Raw genomic sequence first — 18769 nt, 5'->3', positions numbered from 1 at the left:
CGATCGCCGGGCCTGTCCCGGATCCGCGCGTCGCGTGCCTACACGTCGAGCTGGTCGGCGACCGCCCTCAGCAGGCCCGCGATCTTCGCTCCGGCGGCCTTGTCGGGATAGCGGCCCCGCTCCAGCTGCGGCGTGATGTTCTCCAGGACCGTCGTCAGATCCTGCACGATCGACGCCAGCTCGTCCGGCTTGCGGCGCTGTGCGGCCGCGACGGACGGGGTGGGGTCGAGGACCACCACGGAGAGGGCCTGGTCGCCGCGCTGGCCCGCGACCACGCCGAATTCCACGCGCTGGCCGGGCTTGAGTGCGTCGACTCCGGCAGGGAGTACCGACGAGTGGACGAAGACGTCGCCGCCGTCGTCGCGGGAGAGAAAGCCGAAGCCCTTCTCACTGTTGAACCACTTGACCTTGCCGGTGGGCACGTCTGTCCTCGTCCTCGTACTCGTCGGTGTGCGGGAGAGCCGGAAAACGGCTCCGAAAAGCATCGGATAGCAATACAGCGGGTCACCGTGACCCGCCCGGTCCCAGGCTAATGGCCCTACGGCCGGTGACAAGACGTCGCCGGAGAGTTCCTCCGGGCTGGGAACTACCCTGGTCGCGTGAGTACTACTCCTTCAGGCGCAGGCGACCGGCTCGTTCAGGTCGGCGCGATCGTCTTTTTCGTCGGCGCACTGGCCACCCTGGTCACCGTCGCCCCCCTGTTCCTCGGTACGGACCCGTTCCCGCCGATCGCGTACGGCGTCTGCATGCTGATGGGCGTCGGGTTCCTGATCGCCGGGGCGGGCGTGGTCCGATCGGCGTGGGTGAACTCGCCGAAGCGGTCCGCCGAGCTCTAGCTCACGCCGCCTGTTCCTCGGCGAAGGCCGCCAGCCAGGCCGGGAAGCCCGTCAGGTCCTCCAGCACCACGTCTGCGCCCGCCGTCCGCAGCTCCGCCGCGTCGCACGGGCCCGTCGTCACCGCGACCGACAGCGCGCGGGCCACCCGCGCTCCGCGCACATCGCCGGTGTGGTCGCCGACGTACACCCGCGCGCCCTGATCGCGCAGGGCCTCGCCCTTGGCCTCCGCCCACAGCGAGCCGATCACCGTGTCCGGCTCGATCCCGAGGTACGACAGGTGCAGCTTCGCGTGCGGCTCGTTCTTCGCCGTGACGACGATCGCCCGGCCGCCGAGCGCCCGCACCGCCGCCACCGACTCCCGTGCCCCGGCGAGCGCCGTGCTCGGGGCTATCGCGTGGTCGGGGTAGGCCGCCCGGTAGAGGTCGGCGGCGGCGGGCACCTCGGCCGCCGGGAACCAGTTGGCCAGCTCCGCCTCCAGCGGCGGCCCGAGGCGGCTCACCACCAGGTCGATGTCGATGGGCACCCCCGTCTTGGCGACCAGGACCCGGTAGGCGGCGGCGATGCCGGGGCGGGAGTCGATGAGCGTCATGTCGAGGTCGAAGCCGACCGTCAGGGGCTGGTGGGCGGGGTACTGAACCGTGGAAGCCATGTCCGCCATTCTGCCGACCGGCCCCCGTCGGCGGCGAAATCGCGCCGCCTAGACTGAAGCGCGCACTTAGCCAAGCCTTACCGGACCGACCCGATCCCACCCGGCTCGGGCCGGCCCGGTCCGGTCCGGCCCGTCCCACTCGCTCGCCTTCCGCGTCCGTCCCGATTGGTTCCCATGTCAGCGTCAGCGCCCGTGCGGGCCGCCGCGCCACCCGGTGTGCCCCGCGCACCCCGTGCGCCCCGCCTCTCCCGACGCGCGACCGCGACGGCCGCCGCCGTCGTCGCCCTGCTGCTGGCCGTCCTGCTGAGCCTCGCCGTGGGCGCGCGCTCCATCCCGCCGGGCGAGGTGGTCGACGCCCTGCTCCACGGCGGGCACTCGGACGCCGCCGAGGTGATCCGCACCATGCGCATACCGCGCACGCTCATCGGGCTGATGGTCGGCGCGGCGCTGGCCCTCGCGGGCACGGTGCTCCAGGGCATCACCCGTAACCCCATCGCCGACCCCGGCATCCTCGGCATCAGCCAGGGCGCGTCGGTGGCCGTGGTGATGGCCATCGCGTTCGCGGGGGTCCACACGCTCACCGGGTACGTGTGGTTCGCCTTCGGGGGCGCGGCCCTGGCCTCGGTCGCCGTGTACGCCATCGCGTCCAGGGGCCGCGGTGGCGCGACGCCCGTGAAGCTCGCGCTCGGCGGGGCCGCGATCAACGCGCTGCTGGTGTCGGTGACGATGGGGATCCTCACCACGAAGGCGTCCGCGCTGGACGAGTTCCGCTTCTGGCAGGTCGGCTCGGTCGCCGGCCGGGAGGCGGACGTCGTCCAGCAGGTGTGGCCGTTCCTCGTGGTCGGGACGGTGCTCGTGCTCGCCGTCGCCCGCGGCCTGGACGCGCTCGCCCTCGGCGAGGACGTGGCGAAAGGGCTCGGGCAGAACGTCGCGGCGGTCCGAATCGTCGGCGGCATCGGGGCGACCGTGCTGACCGGGGTCGGCGTCGCCGCCGCCGGGCCGATCGCGTTCATCGGACTCGCCGTCCCGCACATCGCCCGCGCGGTCGTCGGCAACGACCACCGCTGGGTGCTGCCGATGGCGGCGCTGATCGGACCCGTGATGCTGCTCGTCTCGGACGTCGTCGGCCGGATCGTGTTCCCGCCGAGCGAGGTCCCGGCGGGCGTGATGACGGCGCTGATCGGGGTGCCGTTCCTGGTCGCCCTCGTACGCCGGAAGGCGGTGCCGGCATGACCAGCCGGACCGAAGGGACGAGCGGGACGAGCGGGTCGCCGGTGGCCGTGCAGGGCGTACGGGTCCGGCCCGCCGGGTACTCCGTCGTGAAGGCCGGGCCCCGTGGCCGGTTCCTGCTGCACCGGCGGGCGTCCGTCGTCGCGGCCGGTCTCGTCGTGCTGCTGGCCGCCGTCTGCGTCGCGTACCTCTGCGTCGGGGAGAGCTTCGTCGCGCCCGGCGAGGTCGTGAAGGTGATCCTGGGGCAGCCGTCATCGGCCGAGTTGGTCGTGGGCACGCTGCGGCTGCCGCGCATGGTCGTCGGGCTGCTGGTCGGCGTCGCGTTCGGGGTCGCCGGGGCGCTGATCCAGACGGTCGCACGCAACCCGCTGGCCAGCCCCGACATCATCGGCATCAGCCAGGGCGCGAGCGCGCTCACGGTCGGTGCGATGACCTTCGGCATCACCTCGTACACCGTCCTGCCCTACCTCTCCGTCCTCGGCGGCATCGCGGCAGCGGCGCTCGTCTACGTCTTCGCCTGGCGCGGCGGCCTGCACGCCACCCGCTTCGTCCTCATCGGCATCGGCTTCGCCGTCGCCCTGCGGTCGGTGACCACGCTGTTCCTGACCAAGGGCGACTACCTCGTCGCCCAGCAGGCGCAGATCTGGATGACCGGTTCGCTGAACGGGCGGGGCTGGTCGGAGACCGCCCCGATCGGCTGGACCCTGCTGGTCCTGCTGCCCGCCATCGCCTGGGCGGCCCGCGCCCAGCGCACCGTCACGATGGACGACGACACCGCGACCGGCCTGGGCGTACGCCTGGGGCGCGTACGGCTCGGACTCGTCGCCCTCGGCGTGGTCCTGGCGTCCGTGGCGACGGGCACGGCGGGCCCGGTGGACTTCGTGGCGCTGCTCGCCCCGCAGATCGCCCGCCGGATGACCCGGACCGCGCAGATCCCCCTGCTGTCCTCGGCGCTGCTGGGCGCGGTGATCGTCGTCCTCGGCGATCTGCTGGCCCGCAAGCTGTTCTCGCCCACCGAACTGCCCGTGGGCGTCCTCACGGCGGCGGTCGGCGCCCCGTATCTGATCTGGCTGATCATCCGCGGTCACCGTGGCCGCAGTGGAGGCACCGCATGAGCCCGACGACCGACGCAGCGCAGCCGGGGTCCCGCCTGACCGCGCGCTCCCTGACACTCGCCTACGAGGACCGCACCGTCGTCCACGATCTGGACCTCGCCGTGCCCGACGGGCAGGTCACCGTCATCGTCGGCCCGAACGCCTGCGGCAAGTCCACCACCCTGCGGGCGCTCGGCCGGCTGCTGAGGCCGCGCGGCGGGGCGGTCCTGCTGGACGGCACGGAGCTGGCGCGGATACCGACGAAGCAGATCGCCAGGTCCATCGGACTGCTCCCGCAGACCCCGGTGGCGCCCGAGGCGATCACCGTCTCCGACCTCGTCGCGCGGGGCCGCCAGCCGCACCAGAGCTGGTGGCAGCAGTGGTCGGACGAGGACGAGCGGGCGGTCGCCGACGCCATGTCCCGTACGGACGTGACGGCGCTGGCCGACCGGTCGGTGGACGAGCTGTCGGGCGGTCAGCGCCAGCGGGTGTGGATCGCGATGGCGCTGGCCCAGGACACGGACCTGCTGCTGCTCGACGAGCCGACGACGTATCTGGACATCGCGCACCAGGTGGAAGTCCTGGACCTGGTACGCCAGTTGGCGTCCCCTGCCGAGGACGGCACCCGGGGCCGCACGGTCGTCACCGTGCTGCACGACCTCAACCAGGCCGCCCGGTACGCGGACCGTCTGGTCGCCATGAAGGAGGGCCGGATCGTGGCGGAGGGCGCGCCCGGGGACATCGTGACGGCCGAGCTCGTCGCCGAGGTCTTCGGGCTGGAGGCGGTGATCGTCCCGGACCCGGTGACGGGCTCGCCGCTCGTCGTCCCGGGCGCCCCCTGGACCCCCGCGTCCCCCGCTCCGGCTTCCCCTTCCGCTTCCGCTTCCTCCGCTGCTTCCGATCCCGCCTCTGCCTCCGCTCCGACTCCCGGAAAGGCCCTCCGACCATGACCCCGCGCAGCTTCCGCCCCCGCGCCCTGGCCGCCGTGTCCCTCACGACCGTCGCCGCGCTGTCCCTGGCCGCCTGCGGCTCGTCCGGCGACTCCGGCTCCGGTTCCGACTCCGCTCCCGCCTCCGACGCCACCCGGACGGTGAAGACGGCGATGGGCGACGTGAAGGTGAAGAAGGAGCCCCAGCGGGTGGTCGTCCTGGACACCGCCGAACTGGATTCGGCCCTCACCCTCGGCGTGAAGCCGGTCGGCGCGACCCACGCGGACGTGGCGTCGGGCTTCCTGAACTACCTGCCGAAGGACCAGGTCGCGGGCATCAAGGACGTCGGGCAGATGATGACCCCGAACCTGGAGGCCATCGCCGGCCTGAAGCCCGACCTCATCCTCACCAGCAAGATCCGGCACGGCGACAAGTACGCCGAGCTGTCCAGGATCGCGCCGACCGTGATGACGGAGAACACCGGCTACCCCTGGAAGGAGAACTTCCAGGTCCACGCGGAGGCTCTCGGCAAGGAGGCCGAGGCGAAGATGGTCGTGGACGGCTACACGGACCATGTGGCGGACGTGACGAAGGCGCTCGGCGGCAAGGAGAAGATCGCCGCGACCGAGGTCAACGTGGTCCGCTTCGTCGAGGGCGCGGACATCCGCATCTACGGCAGGAAGAACTACATCGCCACCATCCTGGCCGACGTGGGGCTGGGCCGCCCCGCGATCACCGACAAGGCCAAGGACGGTTTCTCCTACGACGTCAGCCCCGAGAAGATCGACCTGGCGGACACGGGTGTGATCTTCCACTCGACGTACGGCGACCCGAAGAAGGCCAAGGAGACGCAGACCACCGGCAGCGGCCTGTGGAAGAACATGGACGCGGTGAAGAACGGCAGGGTCTTCGCGGTCGACGACCAGCTGTGGATCCAGGGCATCGGCTACACCGCGGCCGACAAGATCCTCGGCGAACTCCACAAGAGCCTGACCAAGTGAGGGCGTGGGACGCCCCCGGCGGGCTCACTTGCCGGTGACGTCCCAGCCGGCACCGTCCGCGGCGGCCTTCTCGAAGGCCGCCCACGCCGAGCCGTCGATCCCGAGGGCGTCGAGGAGGTAGGCGGAGACGGCGTCGGCGACGAGGGCGACGCGGGCGGGGTCCTCGTCGGTGGTCTCCGCGACCTTCTCCCCGGCGAGGCCGCCCAGGGTGTGCTCGCCCTCGTCGATGACCAGCAGGCTCTTCGGGGACGGGCCGATCCGGTAGGCGTCGGTGAACCACTCCGGCCCCCGGGTGGAGAGCTGGGACCGGTCCCGGCCGCCCGCCACGACCAGGGCCGGCGTGATCATCGTGGTGTAGTCGGGCCGCATGAACGGAAGGTGCTCGACCGCGAAGGGGGTGAGGGATTCGCCCGTGCCGGTCGCGGCGATCAGGGCGCCGGCCGAGACCGCGGGGTGCGTGAAGTCCTCCCCCGGCACCCCGTCGGCGTCGAGCACCCGGGCGCCGAGCAGCGTGCCGGCGGTCTGGGCGCCCCAGGAGTGGCCGACGACCGCGACCCGGTCCAGGTCGGCGCGGTCCGCCAGGCCGGACACCAGGGCGAGGATGCCGCCCAGGCCGTCCAGAACGGCGTGGAGGTCGGATATCCGGACGCGCCAGATCGTGGCGAAGCGCGGGTCGTCCCACCCGATGCCGTTGCGGCGGGAGTCCAGGTGGGTGGGCTGTACGACGACGAACCCGGCGGCGGCCCACCGGTCGACGAGGGGTCCGTACCCGTCCATGGACCACGCGTTGCCGTGCGAGAACACGATGACGGGGAGGTCCCGGCCGGTCAGCGGGGCGGTGACCTTCACCTGGAGGTCCGTGCCCCGGCCGGGGGCGGGAACGGTGATCGGCTTGACCGCGACGATCGGCCGGTCCGGGTGCTGAGCAGACATGGGAAGCCACACTTTCTCGCGGAGGGCGCGCCGCCACTTTCGCGGAACGCTGTTCCGCCAAAATAGCGGAACAATGTTCCGCGAACAAGGAAGGGTCCGTGAAGCCGGACTCGTGAACGTGCAGTCGGACTCGTGAAGGAGGACTCGTGCAGGAGGACCGCCCCGTGCCGGCATCGCTCGGAGTACGCCAGGCCCGCGCACAGCGCACCCGCGAGGCCGTGGTGGCGGCCGCGGCCGCGGTCTTCGTGGACCAGGGCGTCCAGGCGCCGATCCGCGACATCGCCGAACGCGCCGGTGTCGGCGTCGGAACGATCTACCGCCACTTCCCGACCCGGGCGGACCTGGTCACCGCGGTCTACCGGCACCAGATCGACACGTGCGGCGCGCTCGCGCCCCGGCTGCTGGCGGAATCGGCGTCCCCGTTCACCGCCCTGACCCGCTGGGCGGACGCGTTCGTGGAGTTCCTGGTCACCAAGCACGGCCTCGGCGCCGCCCTGGGCTCCGGCGACCCGGGGCTGGAGAACCTGCACGCCCTGATGCTCGACACGCTGGTCCCGGCCTGCGCGACGCTGCTCGACGCCTGCACCGCGGCCGACGAGACCGACCCCGACGTCCGCGCGTACACGCTGATGCGGGCCATCGGGAACCTGTGCATCACCGGCCCGGACTACGACCGGGCGGACGCCCGGCGGATGGTCGCCGCCCTCCTCGCCGGCGTCCGCCGCACGGCATGAGGAGGGGCCCCCGGGCCCGCTCCGACACCGGTCACGCCCGCCTCCGCGCCCGCCACACCAGGTAGAGCGCGGAGGCGACGGCGGCGACCCGGACGACCACCGGCCAGGTCTCCAGCAGGACGTCCCGCATCGCGCCCTCGCGGATCGGTTCGCCCCAGCGCCCCTCCATCCGCCCCCACACCCACACGAGGGCTCCGGCCGCCACCACGCCCGGGAGGCCGAGCGCCGCCCACTTCGCCTCCGTACGGGAGAGGGTGCGCGAGCTGTACGCGATGAGCCAGCCGCCCGCCAGCGGCAGCCAGGAACCGGTGACCACACCGGCGATGAGCAGGACGGCGGCCAGGAGCAGCAGCGGGTGGGCGAAGCCACCGCGAGGGCCGGGAGCGGCGACCGCGGGCTCGGCGACGACGGGGGCGGGCTTGCGGCGGCGGAGCTTCACCAGGCGCAGGGCGCGGCGGCGGGCGGCGGTGCTCTCGTCCTCCCCGGCGTCGTCGGCCTTCCCGTCGGCACCGCCCGCGCCCTGCGGGCCGCTCTTCTCCTCCTCCGGGTCCTTCTCGTCCCTCTCGACGGGACTCGGCCGCCTGCCGAGCAGTTCCGGGGCCTCGATGCCGCCGAAGAACCCGGGGACGGCGGTCCCCTCGTCGAAGGGCCCGGGCTCCAGGCGCCACCAGTCGGTCGCGTCGTCCGCTCCTCCCCCCTGGCCCTGGCCGAGCATGTGCGGGGCGGACGGATCGGGCCAGGCGCGGGCAGGGGCGTCGTCGGGGCCCGGGACGTCGCCGGGGCCCGGGACGTCGTCGGGGCCCGGGGCGTCGTCGAGAGCAGGGGCGTCGTCGTCGAAGGCGGGTGCGTCGTCGGGGGCGGGCCCGGGACGGGGCACGGCGGCAGCAGCCCCGTCGGCGGCGCCTGTTCGCCCCTCCGGTACGTCCCCGGCGTCGCGATCACGGCGCGACGCGCCCCACCCGAATCCGGCTTTCGGCTTCTGCTTCCGGGGGCCCGCGGCCTGCCGCCCCTCGTCCTCGCGGGGGCCGGCTCGACCGGCTTCCCGCGGCTCCTTGCGCAGCAGCCCGCTCCGGGGCCGGGGCAGCCCGCGCCGCGACGGTTCGCCGCTGCCCGGCCCGGTCCGGGCGGATGGCAGCGGGACCGTGCCGTCGCCGGACCTCGCCGCCGCGGCGACCAGTTCGTCGGGGCTGCCGAGCCTGCCGATGATGCGGCGCACGGCCGCCGGGGAGTCCGCGCCCTCCGTGCTGCGGCGGCGGTCGATCTCGCCCCGCAGCGTCGAGACGAGCCGCATCCGCGCGCCCGACGGGAGCTGTTGCTGCTGAGCCAGGTCACCGACCCGGCTCAGGTAGTCGTACACGAGCTGGTCGCTCTCGATCCCCACGCGGTGCGTCCCCTCTACCCGGCCCTGCCCCGACGGTAGCGTTCCAGCGGCTACCGTGGGACGGATGGGGACGACCACACCACCGCGCACGCTCGCCGAAGCCCTGCGCGCCCGGGGCGACGAATCGCTGGCCGGGCTGCTGCGTGCCCGCCCCGACCTCCTCAACCCGGTGCCGAACGACATCACCCAGCTCGCCACGCGGGCCGGCACGCGGGCGTCCGTCGTCCGGGCGCTGGAACACCTGGACCGGTTCGCGCTCCAGACCGCCGAGGCGCTGGCGGTGGCCCCGGACCCGGCCCCGTACGACACGCTGCTCTCGCTGCTCACCGGCGACGGTCTCGACGACGGCGAGCAGCGCGACGATGTGGGCGCGGCGATCACCGCCGCGCTGCCGGGCGCAGTGGCGACGCTGCGTGAACAGGCTCTGGTCTGGGGCGAGGACGACCGGCTGCGGCTGGTGCGCACCGCCCGCGAACTGCTCGCCCCGTCGCCGCAGCACCCCTCCCCCACGGGCCTGGGGCCCACGGTCGCGGAGGCGACGGCGGGCATGTCGCCGGGCCGCCTCCAGGAGATCCTGGCGGCGACCGGCCTGCCCGCGACGCACGATCCGGTCTCGGCGGTGGCCGCGCTGTCCGCGCTGTTCACGGACCGGACGCGGATGGCGGACCTGCTGGACACGGCCCCGGTGGAGGCGCTGTCGGTGCTGGACCGGCTGGTGTGGGGGCCGCCGTACGGGGAGGTCACGCCCAACCCCACGCCTCCCGTGAAGTGGCTGCGCGACCGGGGCCTGTTGCTGCCGGTGTCCACGCGGACGGTGGTCCTTCCGCGCGAGGCGGCGCTCCACCTGCGGGCCGGGCGCGCGCACCGGGTGCCGGAACCGGTCCCCCCGGCCGTCGCGGCGGCGGCCGAACGGGATCCACAGGCTGTGGACAGGGCGGCGGCGGGCCAGGCGCTCATGGCGCTGTCCACGGTCGAGGAGCTGCTGAAGCTCTGGGACGGCGGCGGCCCGACGATCCTGCGCGCGGGCGGCCTGAGCGTACGGGAGCTGAAGCGCGCCGCGACGGCGCTGGACGTGACCGAGCCGATCGCCGCGTTCTGGATCGAACTGGCCTACGGGGCGGGGCTGCTGGCTTCCGACGGGGAGACCGACGAGCGGTACGCTCCGACGCCCGCGTCCGACGAGTGGCTCGACCTGTCCGCCGAGAACCGCTGGACGCATCTGGCCACCGCCTGGCTCGCCGCCACCCGGACCCCCGGCCTGGTGGGCGGCCAGGACGCCAAGGGGCGGGCCCTGTCCGCGCTCGGCCCGGAGCTGGACCGCTCGGCCGCCCCCGAGGTACGCCGCCGGGTGCTGGCCCTGTTCGCCGAACTCCCTCCGGGCACCGCGCCGGAGGCCGAGGCGCTGCTGCGACGGCTGCGCTGGGAACGCCCGTTGCGCGGTTCGGCACCGACGACGGAGGGCACGGATCTCCGCTCCCGCCTGGCGCTCTGGACCCTCAACGAGGCGGAGTTGCTGGGCATCACGGGCCGGGGAGCGCTGGCGGCACAGGCCCGCGCGCTGCTGGAGGAGGGCGAGGAGGCGGCGGCCGCCCGCCTGGCACCCCTCCTCCCCGAACCCCTGGACCACGTCCTGCTCCAGGCGGACCTGACGGCGGTGGCCCCGGGCCCGCTGGAACGCCCGCTGGCGGACATGCTCTCCGTCCTGGCCGACGTGGAGTCGAAGGGCGGGGCGACGGTGTACCGCTTCACACCCGGCTCGGTCCGCCGCGCCCTGGACGCCGGGCAGGCGGCGGCCGACCTGCACGCGTTCCTGGCCGCGCACAGCCGTACGCCGGTGCCGCAGCCGCTGAGCTATCTCATCGACGACGTGGCCCGCCGCCACGGGCACCTGCGGATCGGGGCGGCGTCGGCGTACGTACGCTGCGACGACGAGGCGGTCCTCAACGAGATCCTGGCCGACCGCCGCTCCGCGGGCCTGCGCCTGCGCCGCCTGGCCCCCACGGTCCTGGCCGCCCAGTCCGACCCGGGCTCCCTCCTGGAAGCCCTGCGCGACATGGGCTGCGCACCGGCCGCCGAATCCGCCGAGGGCGACGTCCTGATCACCCGCGCCGGCGCCCGCCGCACCCCGCCCCGCACGCCCCCCGCCCCCGTCCCCGAGGGCCCGCCGACCCCGGACGACACCCTGCTGGGCGCGGCGGTCCGGGCCATCCGGGCCGGCGACACGGCCGCCACGGTGGCCCGCAAGGAACCGGTGGAGGGCACCACGGGGTCCGCCCCCTCCGGCACCCTCCCCCGCACCACCCCCGCCGAGACCCTGGCCACGGTCCAGGCGGCCGCGATGACGGGCTCCACGGTCTGGATCGGCTACGTCAACGCGGACGGCGCCGCCAGCCAACGCGTGATCGCCCCGGTCCGCGTGGAGGGCGGCTTCGTCACGGCCTACGACCACACGGCCGACGAGGTCCGCACCTACCCGCTGCACCGGATCACGGGGGTGGCGGAACTGGCGGAGGAGGGGGAGGGGTAGCGGCGGCCGCACCCCGTCGGCAGGCGGGTCCGTCTGCGATGCTGCGGGCATGTCCTTCACTGACCGGCTCCCCGAACCGGTGTCGCCGCACCCGCCCGGTGCGCCCATGCCTCCGCTGCTCACGCAGTCCTGGCGGGATCTGGCGTTCCTGCACTGGGCGGCCGACCCGGCGGACGTGGCGCCGCTGCTGCCGCCGGGGACGGTGCCCGACACCTTCGACGGGGCGACGACGTACGTGGGGCTGGTGGCGTTCCGGATGTACCGGGTGGGGGTGCTCGGGCTGCCGGGGATTCCGTACCTGGGGACCTTTCCCGAGACCAATGTCCGGCTCTACTCCGTCGACGGACGCGGGCGGCGCGCCGTCGTCTTCCGCTCCCTGGACGCCTCCCGGCTCATCCCGGTCATCGTGGCGCGGGCCGCGGTCCGGTTGCCTTACGTGTGGTCCCGCATGGCCATCGAGCGGTCCGGCGACACCGTCACGTACACGAGCGGGCGCCGGTGGCCCGGTCCGCGCGGGGCACGGAGCAGGATCGTGCTCCGGCCCGGTGACGCGATCGCCGAGCCCACCCCGCTGGAGCACTTCCTGACCGCCCGTTGGGCCCTGCACACCTCGCTCCTCGGGCGGACCGCCTACCTCCCCAACGTCCACCCCCGGTGGCCGCTCCACCGGGCGGAGCTGCTGGAGTGCGACGAGGATCTGATCGCGGCGGGCGGGCTGCCCGCGCCCGTCGGGGGGCCGCTGAGCGTGCTGTACTCCCCGGGTGTTCCGGTGCGGTTCGGGCCGCAGCGGCGCGGGGCCTGAGGCCCCGGCGCCCTGCCGGCACGCACCTCTTTGTATCAGCCACCCATCCACCGGGGCCGCCCGATCGCCCGGTGGGCGAACACCGGGGGCAGCACACTCCCCGGTGCGGCGGATCCTGGAGAGCCGAGCCCCGGCACATCGGCCCATCCCGTCCCGCCGCCGGATGCGGCACACTGGACGTTTGGCCGCAGCCGTGGCCGTACCCCGCAGAAAGGGCCGAAGCGCGTGACCGGACCCCTCATCGTCCAGAGCGACAAGACGCTGCTCCTCGAAGTCGACCACGACCTGGCCGAGGCCTGCCGTCGTGCCATCGCGCCGTTCGCGGAGCTGGAGCGTGCGCCCGAGCACATCCACACCTACCGGGTCACCCCGCTCGGGCTGTGGAACGCCCGCGCCGCCGGGCACGACGCCGAGCAGGTCGTCGACGCGCTCGTCGAGTACTCCCGGTATCCCGTGCCGCACGCGCTCCTGGTCGACATCGCCGAGACGATGGCGCGGTACGGGCGGCTCACCCTGTCCAAGCACCCCGTGCACGGGCTCGTCCTCACCACCACCGACCGGCCCGTGCTGGAGGAGATCCTCCGGTCGAAGAAGGTCCAGCCGCTGGTCGGCGCCCGGATCGACCCGGACACCGTGGCCGTGCACCCCTCCGAGCGCGGGCAGGTCAAGCAGACGCTGCTCAAGCTCGGATGGCCCGCCGAGGACCTCGCCGGTTACGTCGACGGCGAAGCCCACCCGATCGAGCTGGCCGAGGACGGCTGGGCGCTGCGGCCGTACCAGAAGCAGGCCGTCGAGGGGTTCTGGCACGGTGGGTCGGGGGTGGTCGTGCTGCCGTGCGGGGCGGGCAAGACTCTCGTCGGCGCCGGTGCCATGGCCGAGGCGAAGGCCACCACGCTCATCCTCGTCACCAACACCGTCTCCGCCCGGCAGTGGAAGCACGAGCTGGTGAAGCGGACCTCGCTCACCGAGGACGAGATCGGCGAGTACAGCGGTACGAAGAAGGAGATCCGGCCGGTCACCATCGCCACCTACCAGGTGCTGACCACCCGGCGGAAGGGCGTCTACCCGCATCTGGAGCTCTTCGACTCCCGCGACTGGGGGCTGGTCGTCTACGACGAGGTGCATCTGCTGCCCGCCCCCGTCTTCAAGTTCACCGCCGATCTCCAGGCCCGGCGGCGGCTCGGGCTGACCGCGACCCTCGTGCGGGAGGACGGGCGGGAGTCCGACGTGTTCTCGCTCATCGGGCCCAAGCGGTTCGACGCGCCCTGGAAGGAGATCGAGGCGCAGGGCTACATCGCGCCCGCCGACTGCGTCGAGGTCCGCGTCAACCTCACCGACTCCGAGCGGCTCGCCTACGCGACCGCCGAGACGGAGGAGAAGTACCGGTTCTGCGCCACCACCGCCACCAAGCGGAAGGTGACCGAGGCACTGGTGCGCAAGCACCGGGGCGAGCAGACCCTCGTCATCGGGCAGTACATCGACCAGCTCGATGAGCTGGGGGAACACCTGGACGCGCCCGTCATCAAGGGCGAGACCAGCAACGCCCAGCGCGAGAAGCTCTTCGACGCGTTCCGGAACGGGGAGATCAGCGTCCTCGTCGTCTCCAAGGTCGCCAACTTCTCCATCGACCTGCCGGAAGCGACCGTCGCCATCCAGGTCTCCGGCACCTTCGGGTCCCGCCAGGAGGAGGCCCAGCGTCTCGGCCGCGTCCTGCGGCCGAAGGCCGACGGGCACGAGGCCCGGTTCTACTCGGTCGTCGCCCGCGACACCATCGACCAGGACTTCGCGGCGCACCGCCAGCGCTTCCTGGCCGAGCAGGGGTACGCGTACCGGATCGTCGACGCGGACGAGCTGCTCGCGGAGAGCTGAGGAACAGGAGGGATACGGCGGGGCCTCAGCGGGCCCGCCGTACGCCCGCCTCTTCCGCGTACTCCCCCAGGACGACGACGCCGAACGCCGTCGTCACGAAGACCTTCACGGCGCGCAGCGCGTCGCCGACGCGGTGGGGTCGGTGGTCGCCGGTCACCGCGGTCGCGCCGTGCGCGGGGCCGGTCGTGCGTGGGTTCAGGGTCGCTGTGCTCATGTATCCATGGTGCTCCCGTCACCCGTTCGGGCGCGTCGGCCCGCAGACGGAAGCCGGTGAGCGGGCGGGTAGGTCTGCGGTGCCATGCCGGGGCCCGGCATCCCCTACGGGTATCCCTTGGACGCACTCCCCCGGGTGGAGCCCGCGTACGGTCCGCTGCGCGGCGGAGCCCCGTAATTCGTTTCGCCCGTCCGCCGCCCTGTGGCTACAATCGCCGGTCTGCCCGCCTCCCGCACCGTGGTACCGGCCCTTCGCTGCCGGCAGCCGGGGGAGCGCCGCCGGCCGGACGGAAACCGGACGGCACCCACGCGAACCAACCTTCCGAGCGGACCGCCCCGCCCGGCCCCGGCCGGCGTCGGCGCGCGGTCCGCCGTCCTGCGTTGAAGAGCCGGAGGCAACACCGTGCCCGCGCACGTAGCAGAGAGCGATTCCACCCCCGATCCCACGGGCACCACCGACCCCCTGGCGCACGAGCGCGCCCATCTCGCCGCATCCCGCGCCGCACTGCGCGGGATGCGCGAGGACGTCCAGGCCCTCGACATCCGCGACGTCACCGCGAACTGGGTCAACGCCGCGGTGCTCCAGTCCCAGATCGACGACCGCATCAAGGCGCTCGCCGATCTCTCGCACACCCCGCTGTTCTTCGGCCGCCTCGACTATCTGCACGCCGTCGGCGGCGAGCTGGCCGAGGGCGCGGACGGCGAGCGGTTCTACATCGGCCGCCGGCACGTCCACGACGCCGCCGGGGACCCCATGGTCATCGACTGGCGTGCGCCGGTCTCCCAGCCGTACTACCAGGCGTCCCGCACGAACCCCCAGGACGTGGGGCTGCGCCGCCGCTTCGGCTACACCGGCGGCGAGCTGACCGCGTACGAGGACGAGCACCTCACCGACCCGGCGGAGGCCGAGCACACCAGCCGGCTCCTCCAGGCGGAGATCGAGCGGCCCCGCGTCGGCCCGATGCGCGACATCGTCGCCACCATCCAGCCCGAGCAGGACGAGATCGTCCGCAGCAGGCTCGGCGGCACCGTCTGCGTGCAGGGCGGGCCGGGCACCGGGAAGACCGCCGTGGGCCTGCACCGGGTGGCGTACCTGCTGTACGCGCACCGCGAGCGGCTCGCCCGCACCGGCACCCTCGTCATCGGGCCGAACCGTTCCTTCCTCCACTACATCGAGCAGGTGCTGCCCGCCCTCGGCGAGCTGGAGGTGAAGCAGGCCACCGTCGACGACCTGGTGCGCACCGGCGTCGAGGTCCGGGGCGAGGACGAGGCGGCCACCGCCGTCGTCAAGGGCGACGCCCGCATGGCCGAGGTGCTGCGGCGGGCCATCCGCTCGCATGTGACCGCTCCCGTCGAGCCGGTCGTCGTGGTGCGCGGCTCCCGGCGCTGGCGCGTGCCCGCGTACGAGATCCAGGAGATGGTCGACGAGCTGCTCTCCCGCGACATGCGGTACGGGGCCGCGCACGAGGCGCTGCCGCAGCGGATCGCCCACGCCGTCCTCGTACGGATGGAGGAGGCCGGGGAGGCCCCCGACGACCGGGTGCAGAACGCGGTGGCCCGCAACCCCGCCGTGAAGGCGGCCGTCAAGGCCGTCTGGCCCGCCGTGGACCCGGCGAAGGTCGTGCTGCGGCTGCTGTCCGACGCGGAGTTCCTGGCCGCGCACGCGGAGGGGCTGCTGAGCGAGGAGGAGCAGAAGCGGCTGCTGTGGGCGAAGCCCGCCCGCAGTGTGAAGTCCGCGAAGTGGTCGGCCGCCGACGCCGTGCTGATCGACGAGGCCGGCGACCTGGTCGCCCGTACGCACTCGCTCGGCCATGTCGTGCTCGACGAGGCGCAGGACCTGTCCCCCATGCAGTACCGGGCGGTGGGGCGGCGCTGCTCGACCGGTTCGGCCACCGTCCTCGGCGACCTCGCGCAGGGGACGACGCCGTGGTCCACGGAGAGCTGGAGCGAGGCGCTGTTCCACCTGGGCAAGGCGGACGCGGTGGTGGAGGAGCTGACGGCCGGTTTCCGCGTGCCGCGCGAGGTCATCGCGTACGCCTCCCGGCTGCTGCCCGCGATCTCGCCGGGGCTGGCCGCGGTGGAGTCGGTGCGGGAGTCTCCGGGGTCGTTGGCCGTACGGGAGGTGGCGTCGGCGGACGAGCTGGACGCGGCCGTCGTCGCCGCCTGCGAGGAGTCGCTGCGCCACGAGGGGTCGATCGGGCTGATCGCCGCCGACGCCCGCATCCCGGTGCTGGGTGCGGCGCTGGAGGCGGCGGGGCACGCGTATCTGTCGCCCGGTGAGGAGACCACCGCCGCGTCCCGGCTGACGCTGGTGCCCGCGTCGCTGGCGAAGGGCCTGGAGTACGACTACGTGGTGCTGGACGAGCCGGGGGCCGTGGTGGACGGCGAGCCGGACGAGCGGACCGGGTTGCGGCGGCTGTACGTGGCGCTGACCCGTGCGGTGTCGGGGCTGACCGTGCTGCACGCGGCTCCGTTGCCGGAGGCGCTGGCGGCGTGAGCCCGTGGGGGGGGCGGGGTTCTCCGGTCCCTGAGTCCCGCCCTCGCCCCCCGTCGCGCCTCAGCCGTCCAGCACCTTCCGCCACTCCCGTACCGCCGCCGCGTCGACCGGGGCCGACCAGCCCGCGGGGCGGGCCGCGCCGCCGATGTGGAACGCGTCGATCCGTGCCGCCAGCAGCTGGGGCAGGTGGTGCAGGTGGAGGCCGCCGCCGACCAGGATCCGCGCCTGGTATCCCGGCTCGCCGCTCCGGGCCGCCTCGGCCAGGAGGGTCGGGATTCCGGCGTCCACCCCGGCCGGGGAGCCCGCCGTGAGGAACGTGTCGAGGCCCGGCAGGTCCGCGAGCTGCTTGCGCAGGGCGTCCCGGTCCGTGGCCCGGTCGATCGCCCGGTGGAACGTCCAACGGCAGCCGTCCAGCTCGGCGACGAGCCGCTCGACGGCGACGAGATCGGCGTGGCCCTCCGTATCCAGGAAGCCGAACACGAACTCGTCGGCCCCTGCCTCCCGCAGCTCACGGGCCCGGCCGACCAGGACGTCGATGTCACCGGCGGCGAATCCGTCCGCCGTCCTGAGCATCACGCGCAGCGGGATGTCCACGGCGGACCTGATCGCCGCGAAGGTCTCCCGGGACGGGGTGAGACCGTCGGCGGCCATGTCGGTGACCAGTTCCAGGCGGTCTGCACCACCGGCCTGAGCGGCGACCGCGTCCTCCGCGTCGAGAGCGATCACCTCCAGGACTGCACGGTTGCTCATGGGTCCCCATTCCTCCGATACACAGCGACAGGTCCGATACACAGCCGGCGATCTGCACGGCTGCCGACCTACACGGCTATAGGTCTAGTCCAATGACCAGCCTACGGGTGGCCGACCGGCGGCGCAGCCCTCTATCTGAACGCACAGGTACGGCGGAGCGCGACCCGGCCCCGCATGCGGGTGACGGACCCCTCCCGCCACGCCTTGCACTTCATAGGGGAGGGGGGTATACATGGGAGAAGACAGAGATACCCCCTAGGGGTATCTGGGACGGCTTCAGGGAGGACCCCCGTGTCCGCGCACTCCGCCACCACCGCAACCACCGACGCCGGCCCCGGCTCCGACGCCGGAACCACCGCGGTCGAGCTCGCGATCGGCGGGATGACCTGCGCCTCGTGCGCGGCCCGTATCGAGAAGAAGCTCAACCGGATGGACGGCGTCGAAGCCACCGTGAACTACGCCACCGAGAAGGCGAAGGTCACCTACGCGGGCGCCGACGTGTCCGTCGACGATCTGATCGCGACGGTCGAGGCCACCGGCTACACCGCGCGGCCGCCCGCACCGCCCGCCGCCGAATCCGCCGCCCCGCCACCGGAGGACGCCGCCGCGGATCAGGGCGCGGCCGACGACGACGGGCTCACCGCCCTGCGCCAGCGGCTGATCACCGCCGTCCTCCTCGCCGTACCGGTGATCGCGATGGCGATGGTCCCGGCGCTCCAGTTCGACTACTGGCAGTGGCTCTCCCTGACGCTGGCCGCACCGGTCGTCACCTACGCCGCCTGGCCGTTCCACCGGGCCGCGTGGACGAACGCGAAGCACGGCGCGGCGACGATGGACACGCTGATCTCCGTCGGCACGTCGGCGGCCTTCCTGTGGTCGGTGTGGGCGCTGTTCTTCGGGACGGCGGGCATGGTCGGGATGACGCACCCGTTCGAGTTCACCATCGCCCGCAGCGACGGCGCCGGGAACATCTATCTGGAGGCCGCGGCCGGGGTGACGGCGTTCATCCTCGCCGGGCGCTACTTCGAGGCACGCTCGAAGCGGAAGGCCGGGGCGGCGCTGAAGGCTCTGCTGGAGCTGGGGGCGAAGGAGGTCACCGTCCTGCGCGACGGCGCCGAGACGACGATCCCGACCTCCGCATTGCAGGTCGGGGACCGCTTCGTCGTGCGTCCCGGGGAGAAGATCGCGACGGACGGGACCGTGGTCGAGGGCTCGTCCGCCGTGGACGCCTCGATGCTCACCGGCGAGTCCGTACCCGTGGAAGTCACCACCGGCGACACCGTCACCGGCGCCACCCTCAACGCCGGAGGCCGCCTCGTCGTCG

At 73.6% G+C, this 18769-nt stretch carries 17 protein-coding genes; 11 read left to right on the top strand and 6 right to left on the bottom strand.

Annotation, left to right across the window (positions count from 1 at the left end):
- Positions 1-38: 38 nt before the first annotated feature.
- On the bottom strand, positions 39-422 hold the full coding sequence (locus IE145_RS33875) for a cold-shock protein (RefSeq protein WP_006126557.1): 384 nt from the start codon (positions 420-422) through the stop codon (positions 39-41).
- Positions 423-599: 177 nt separating this feature from the next.
- On the opposite strand from IE145_RS33875, the gene IE145_RS30430 reads away from it, so the two are divergent.
- A complete protein-coding gene (locus IE145_RS30430) occupies positions 600-836 on the top strand; it encodes a hypothetical protein (protein ID WP_189528653.1) in 237 nt (78 codons plus the stop codon).
- 1 nt (position 837) lies between these two features.
- Here the strand turns inward: IE145_RS30430 and IE145_RS30425 are convergent, their stop codons facing one another.
- The gene (locus IE145_RS30425) at positions 838-1485 is read right to left on the bottom strand and encodes an HAD family hydrolase (protein WP_189528652.1); all 648 of its coding nucleotides are present in this window, start codon (positions 1483-1485) and stop codon (positions 838-840) included.
- Positions 1486-1659: 174 nt separating this feature from the next.
- On the opposite strand from IE145_RS30425, the gene IE145_RS30420 reads away from it, so the two are divergent.
- The 4 genes from IE145_RS30420 to IE145_RS30405 are packed head-to-tail and all read left to right on the top strand — an operon-like array spanning position 1660 to position 5739.
- Entirely contained in the window at positions 1660-2718 is a 1059-nt protein-coding gene (locus IE145_RS30420; RefSeq protein ID WP_189528651.1) for a FecCD family ABC transporter permease, read from the top strand.
- Positions 2715-3830 carry a FecCD family ABC transporter permease gene (locus tag IE145_RS30415; RefSeq protein WP_229825964.1) on the top strand — a complete coding sequence of 372 codons (1116 nt, stop codon included), beginning with the start codon at positions 2715-2717 and terminating at the stop codon, positions 3828-3830. Before IE145_RS30420 ends, IE145_RS30415 begins: the two co-directional genes overlap by 4 nt.
- Entirely contained in the window at positions 3827-4759 is a 933-nt protein-coding gene (locus IE145_RS30410) for an ABC transporter ATP-binding protein (RefSeq protein ID WP_189528650.1), read from the top strand. Before IE145_RS30415 ends, IE145_RS30410 begins: the two co-directional genes overlap by 4 nt.
- Positions 4756-5739 carry an ABC transporter substrate-binding protein gene (locus tag IE145_RS30405; RefSeq protein ID WP_189528649.1) on the top strand — a complete coding sequence of 328 codons (984 nt, stop codon included), beginning with the start codon at positions 4756-4758 and terminating at the stop codon, positions 5737-5739. Before IE145_RS30410 ends, IE145_RS30405 begins: the two co-directional genes overlap by 4 nt.
- 24 nt (positions 5740-5763) lie before the next feature.
- Here IE145_RS30405 and IE145_RS30400 read toward each other — a convergent pair whose 3' ends face one another.
- A complete protein-coding gene (locus IE145_RS30400; protein WP_189528648.1) occupies positions 5764-6672 on the bottom strand; it encodes an alpha/beta hydrolase family protein in 909 nt (302 codons plus the stop codon).
- A 164-nt stretch (positions 6673-6836) separates the two neighbouring features.
- Between IE145_RS30400 and IE145_RS30395 the strand changes: the two genes are divergently transcribed.
- Positions 6837-7406 carry a TetR/AcrR family transcriptional regulator gene (locus tag IE145_RS30395; protein WP_189528677.1) on the top strand — a complete coding sequence of 190 codons (570 nt, stop codon included), beginning with the start codon at positions 6837-6839 and terminating at the stop codon, positions 7404-7406.
- A gap of 31 nt (positions 7407-7437) precedes the next feature.
- On the opposite strand, the gene IE145_RS30390 is transcribed toward IE145_RS30395, so the two are convergent.
- A complete protein-coding gene (locus tag IE145_RS30390) occupies positions 7438-8787 on the bottom strand; it encodes a hypothetical protein (protein ID WP_189528647.1) in 1350 nt (449 codons plus the stop codon).
- Between the two features lie 64 nt (positions 8788-8851).
- On the opposite strand from IE145_RS30390, the gene IE145_RS30385 reads away from it, so the two are divergent.
- The 3 genes from IE145_RS30385 (at position 8852) to IE145_RS30375 (ending at position 13985) form a co-directional block, all read left to right on the top strand.
- A complete protein-coding gene (locus IE145_RS30385; protein ID WP_189528646.1) occupies positions 8852-11314 on the top strand; it encodes a helicase C-terminal domain-containing protein in 2463 nt (820 codons plus the stop codon).
- A gap of 49 nt (positions 11315-11363) precedes the next feature.
- Complete coding sequence (locus IE145_RS30380) at positions 11364-12116, top strand: YqjF family protein (protein WP_189528645.1); 753 nt, start codon at positions 11364-11366, stop codon at positions 12114-12116.
- A gap of 225 nt (positions 12117-12341) precedes the next feature.
- Positions 12342-13985 (top strand): DNA repair helicase XPB, encoded by a 1644-nt coding sequence (locus IE145_RS30375; protein WP_093812443.1) that lies wholly within the window; start codon positions 12342-12344, stop codon positions 13983-13985.
- A gap of 25 nt (positions 13986-14010) precedes the next feature.
- Here IE145_RS30375 and IE145_RS30370 read toward each other — a convergent pair whose 3' ends face one another.
- Positions 14011-14199 carry a hypothetical protein gene (locus tag IE145_RS30370; protein ID WP_075264943.1) on the bottom strand — a complete coding sequence of 63 codons (189 nt, stop codon included), beginning with the start codon at positions 14197-14199 and terminating at the stop codon, positions 14011-14013.
- Positions 14200-14601: 402 nt separating this feature from the next.
- Here IE145_RS30370 and IE145_RS30365 point away from each other — a divergent pair, with 402 nt between their 5' ends.
- A complete protein-coding gene (locus IE145_RS30365; protein ID WP_189528644.1) occupies positions 14602-16695 on the top strand; it encodes a HelD family protein in 2094 nt (697 codons plus the stop codon).
- Positions 16696-16755: 60 nt separating this feature from the next.
- On the opposite strand, the gene IE145_RS30360 is transcribed toward IE145_RS30365, so the two are convergent.
- Positions 16756-17445, bottom strand: a complete 690-nt coding sequence (locus tag IE145_RS30360; protein ID WP_189528643.1) for a copper homeostasis protein CutC — start codon at positions 17443-17445, stop codon at positions 16756-16758.
- A 291-nt stretch (positions 17446-17736) separates the two neighbouring features.
- Here IE145_RS30360 and IE145_RS30355 point away from each other — a divergent pair.
- A partial coding sequence (locus IE145_RS30355; RefSeq protein WP_189528642.1) for a heavy metal translocating P-type ATPase occupies positions 17737-18769 on the top strand: 1033 nt, incomplete at its 3' end.

This window comes from Streptomyces sindenensis (genome assembly GCF_014649035.1).
Classification (GTDB): domain Bacteria; phylum Actinomycetota; class Actinomycetes; order Streptomycetales; family Streptomycetaceae; genus Streptomyces; species Streptomyces sindenensis.
This window is presented reverse-complemented; position numbering and strand designations above follow the sequence as displayed.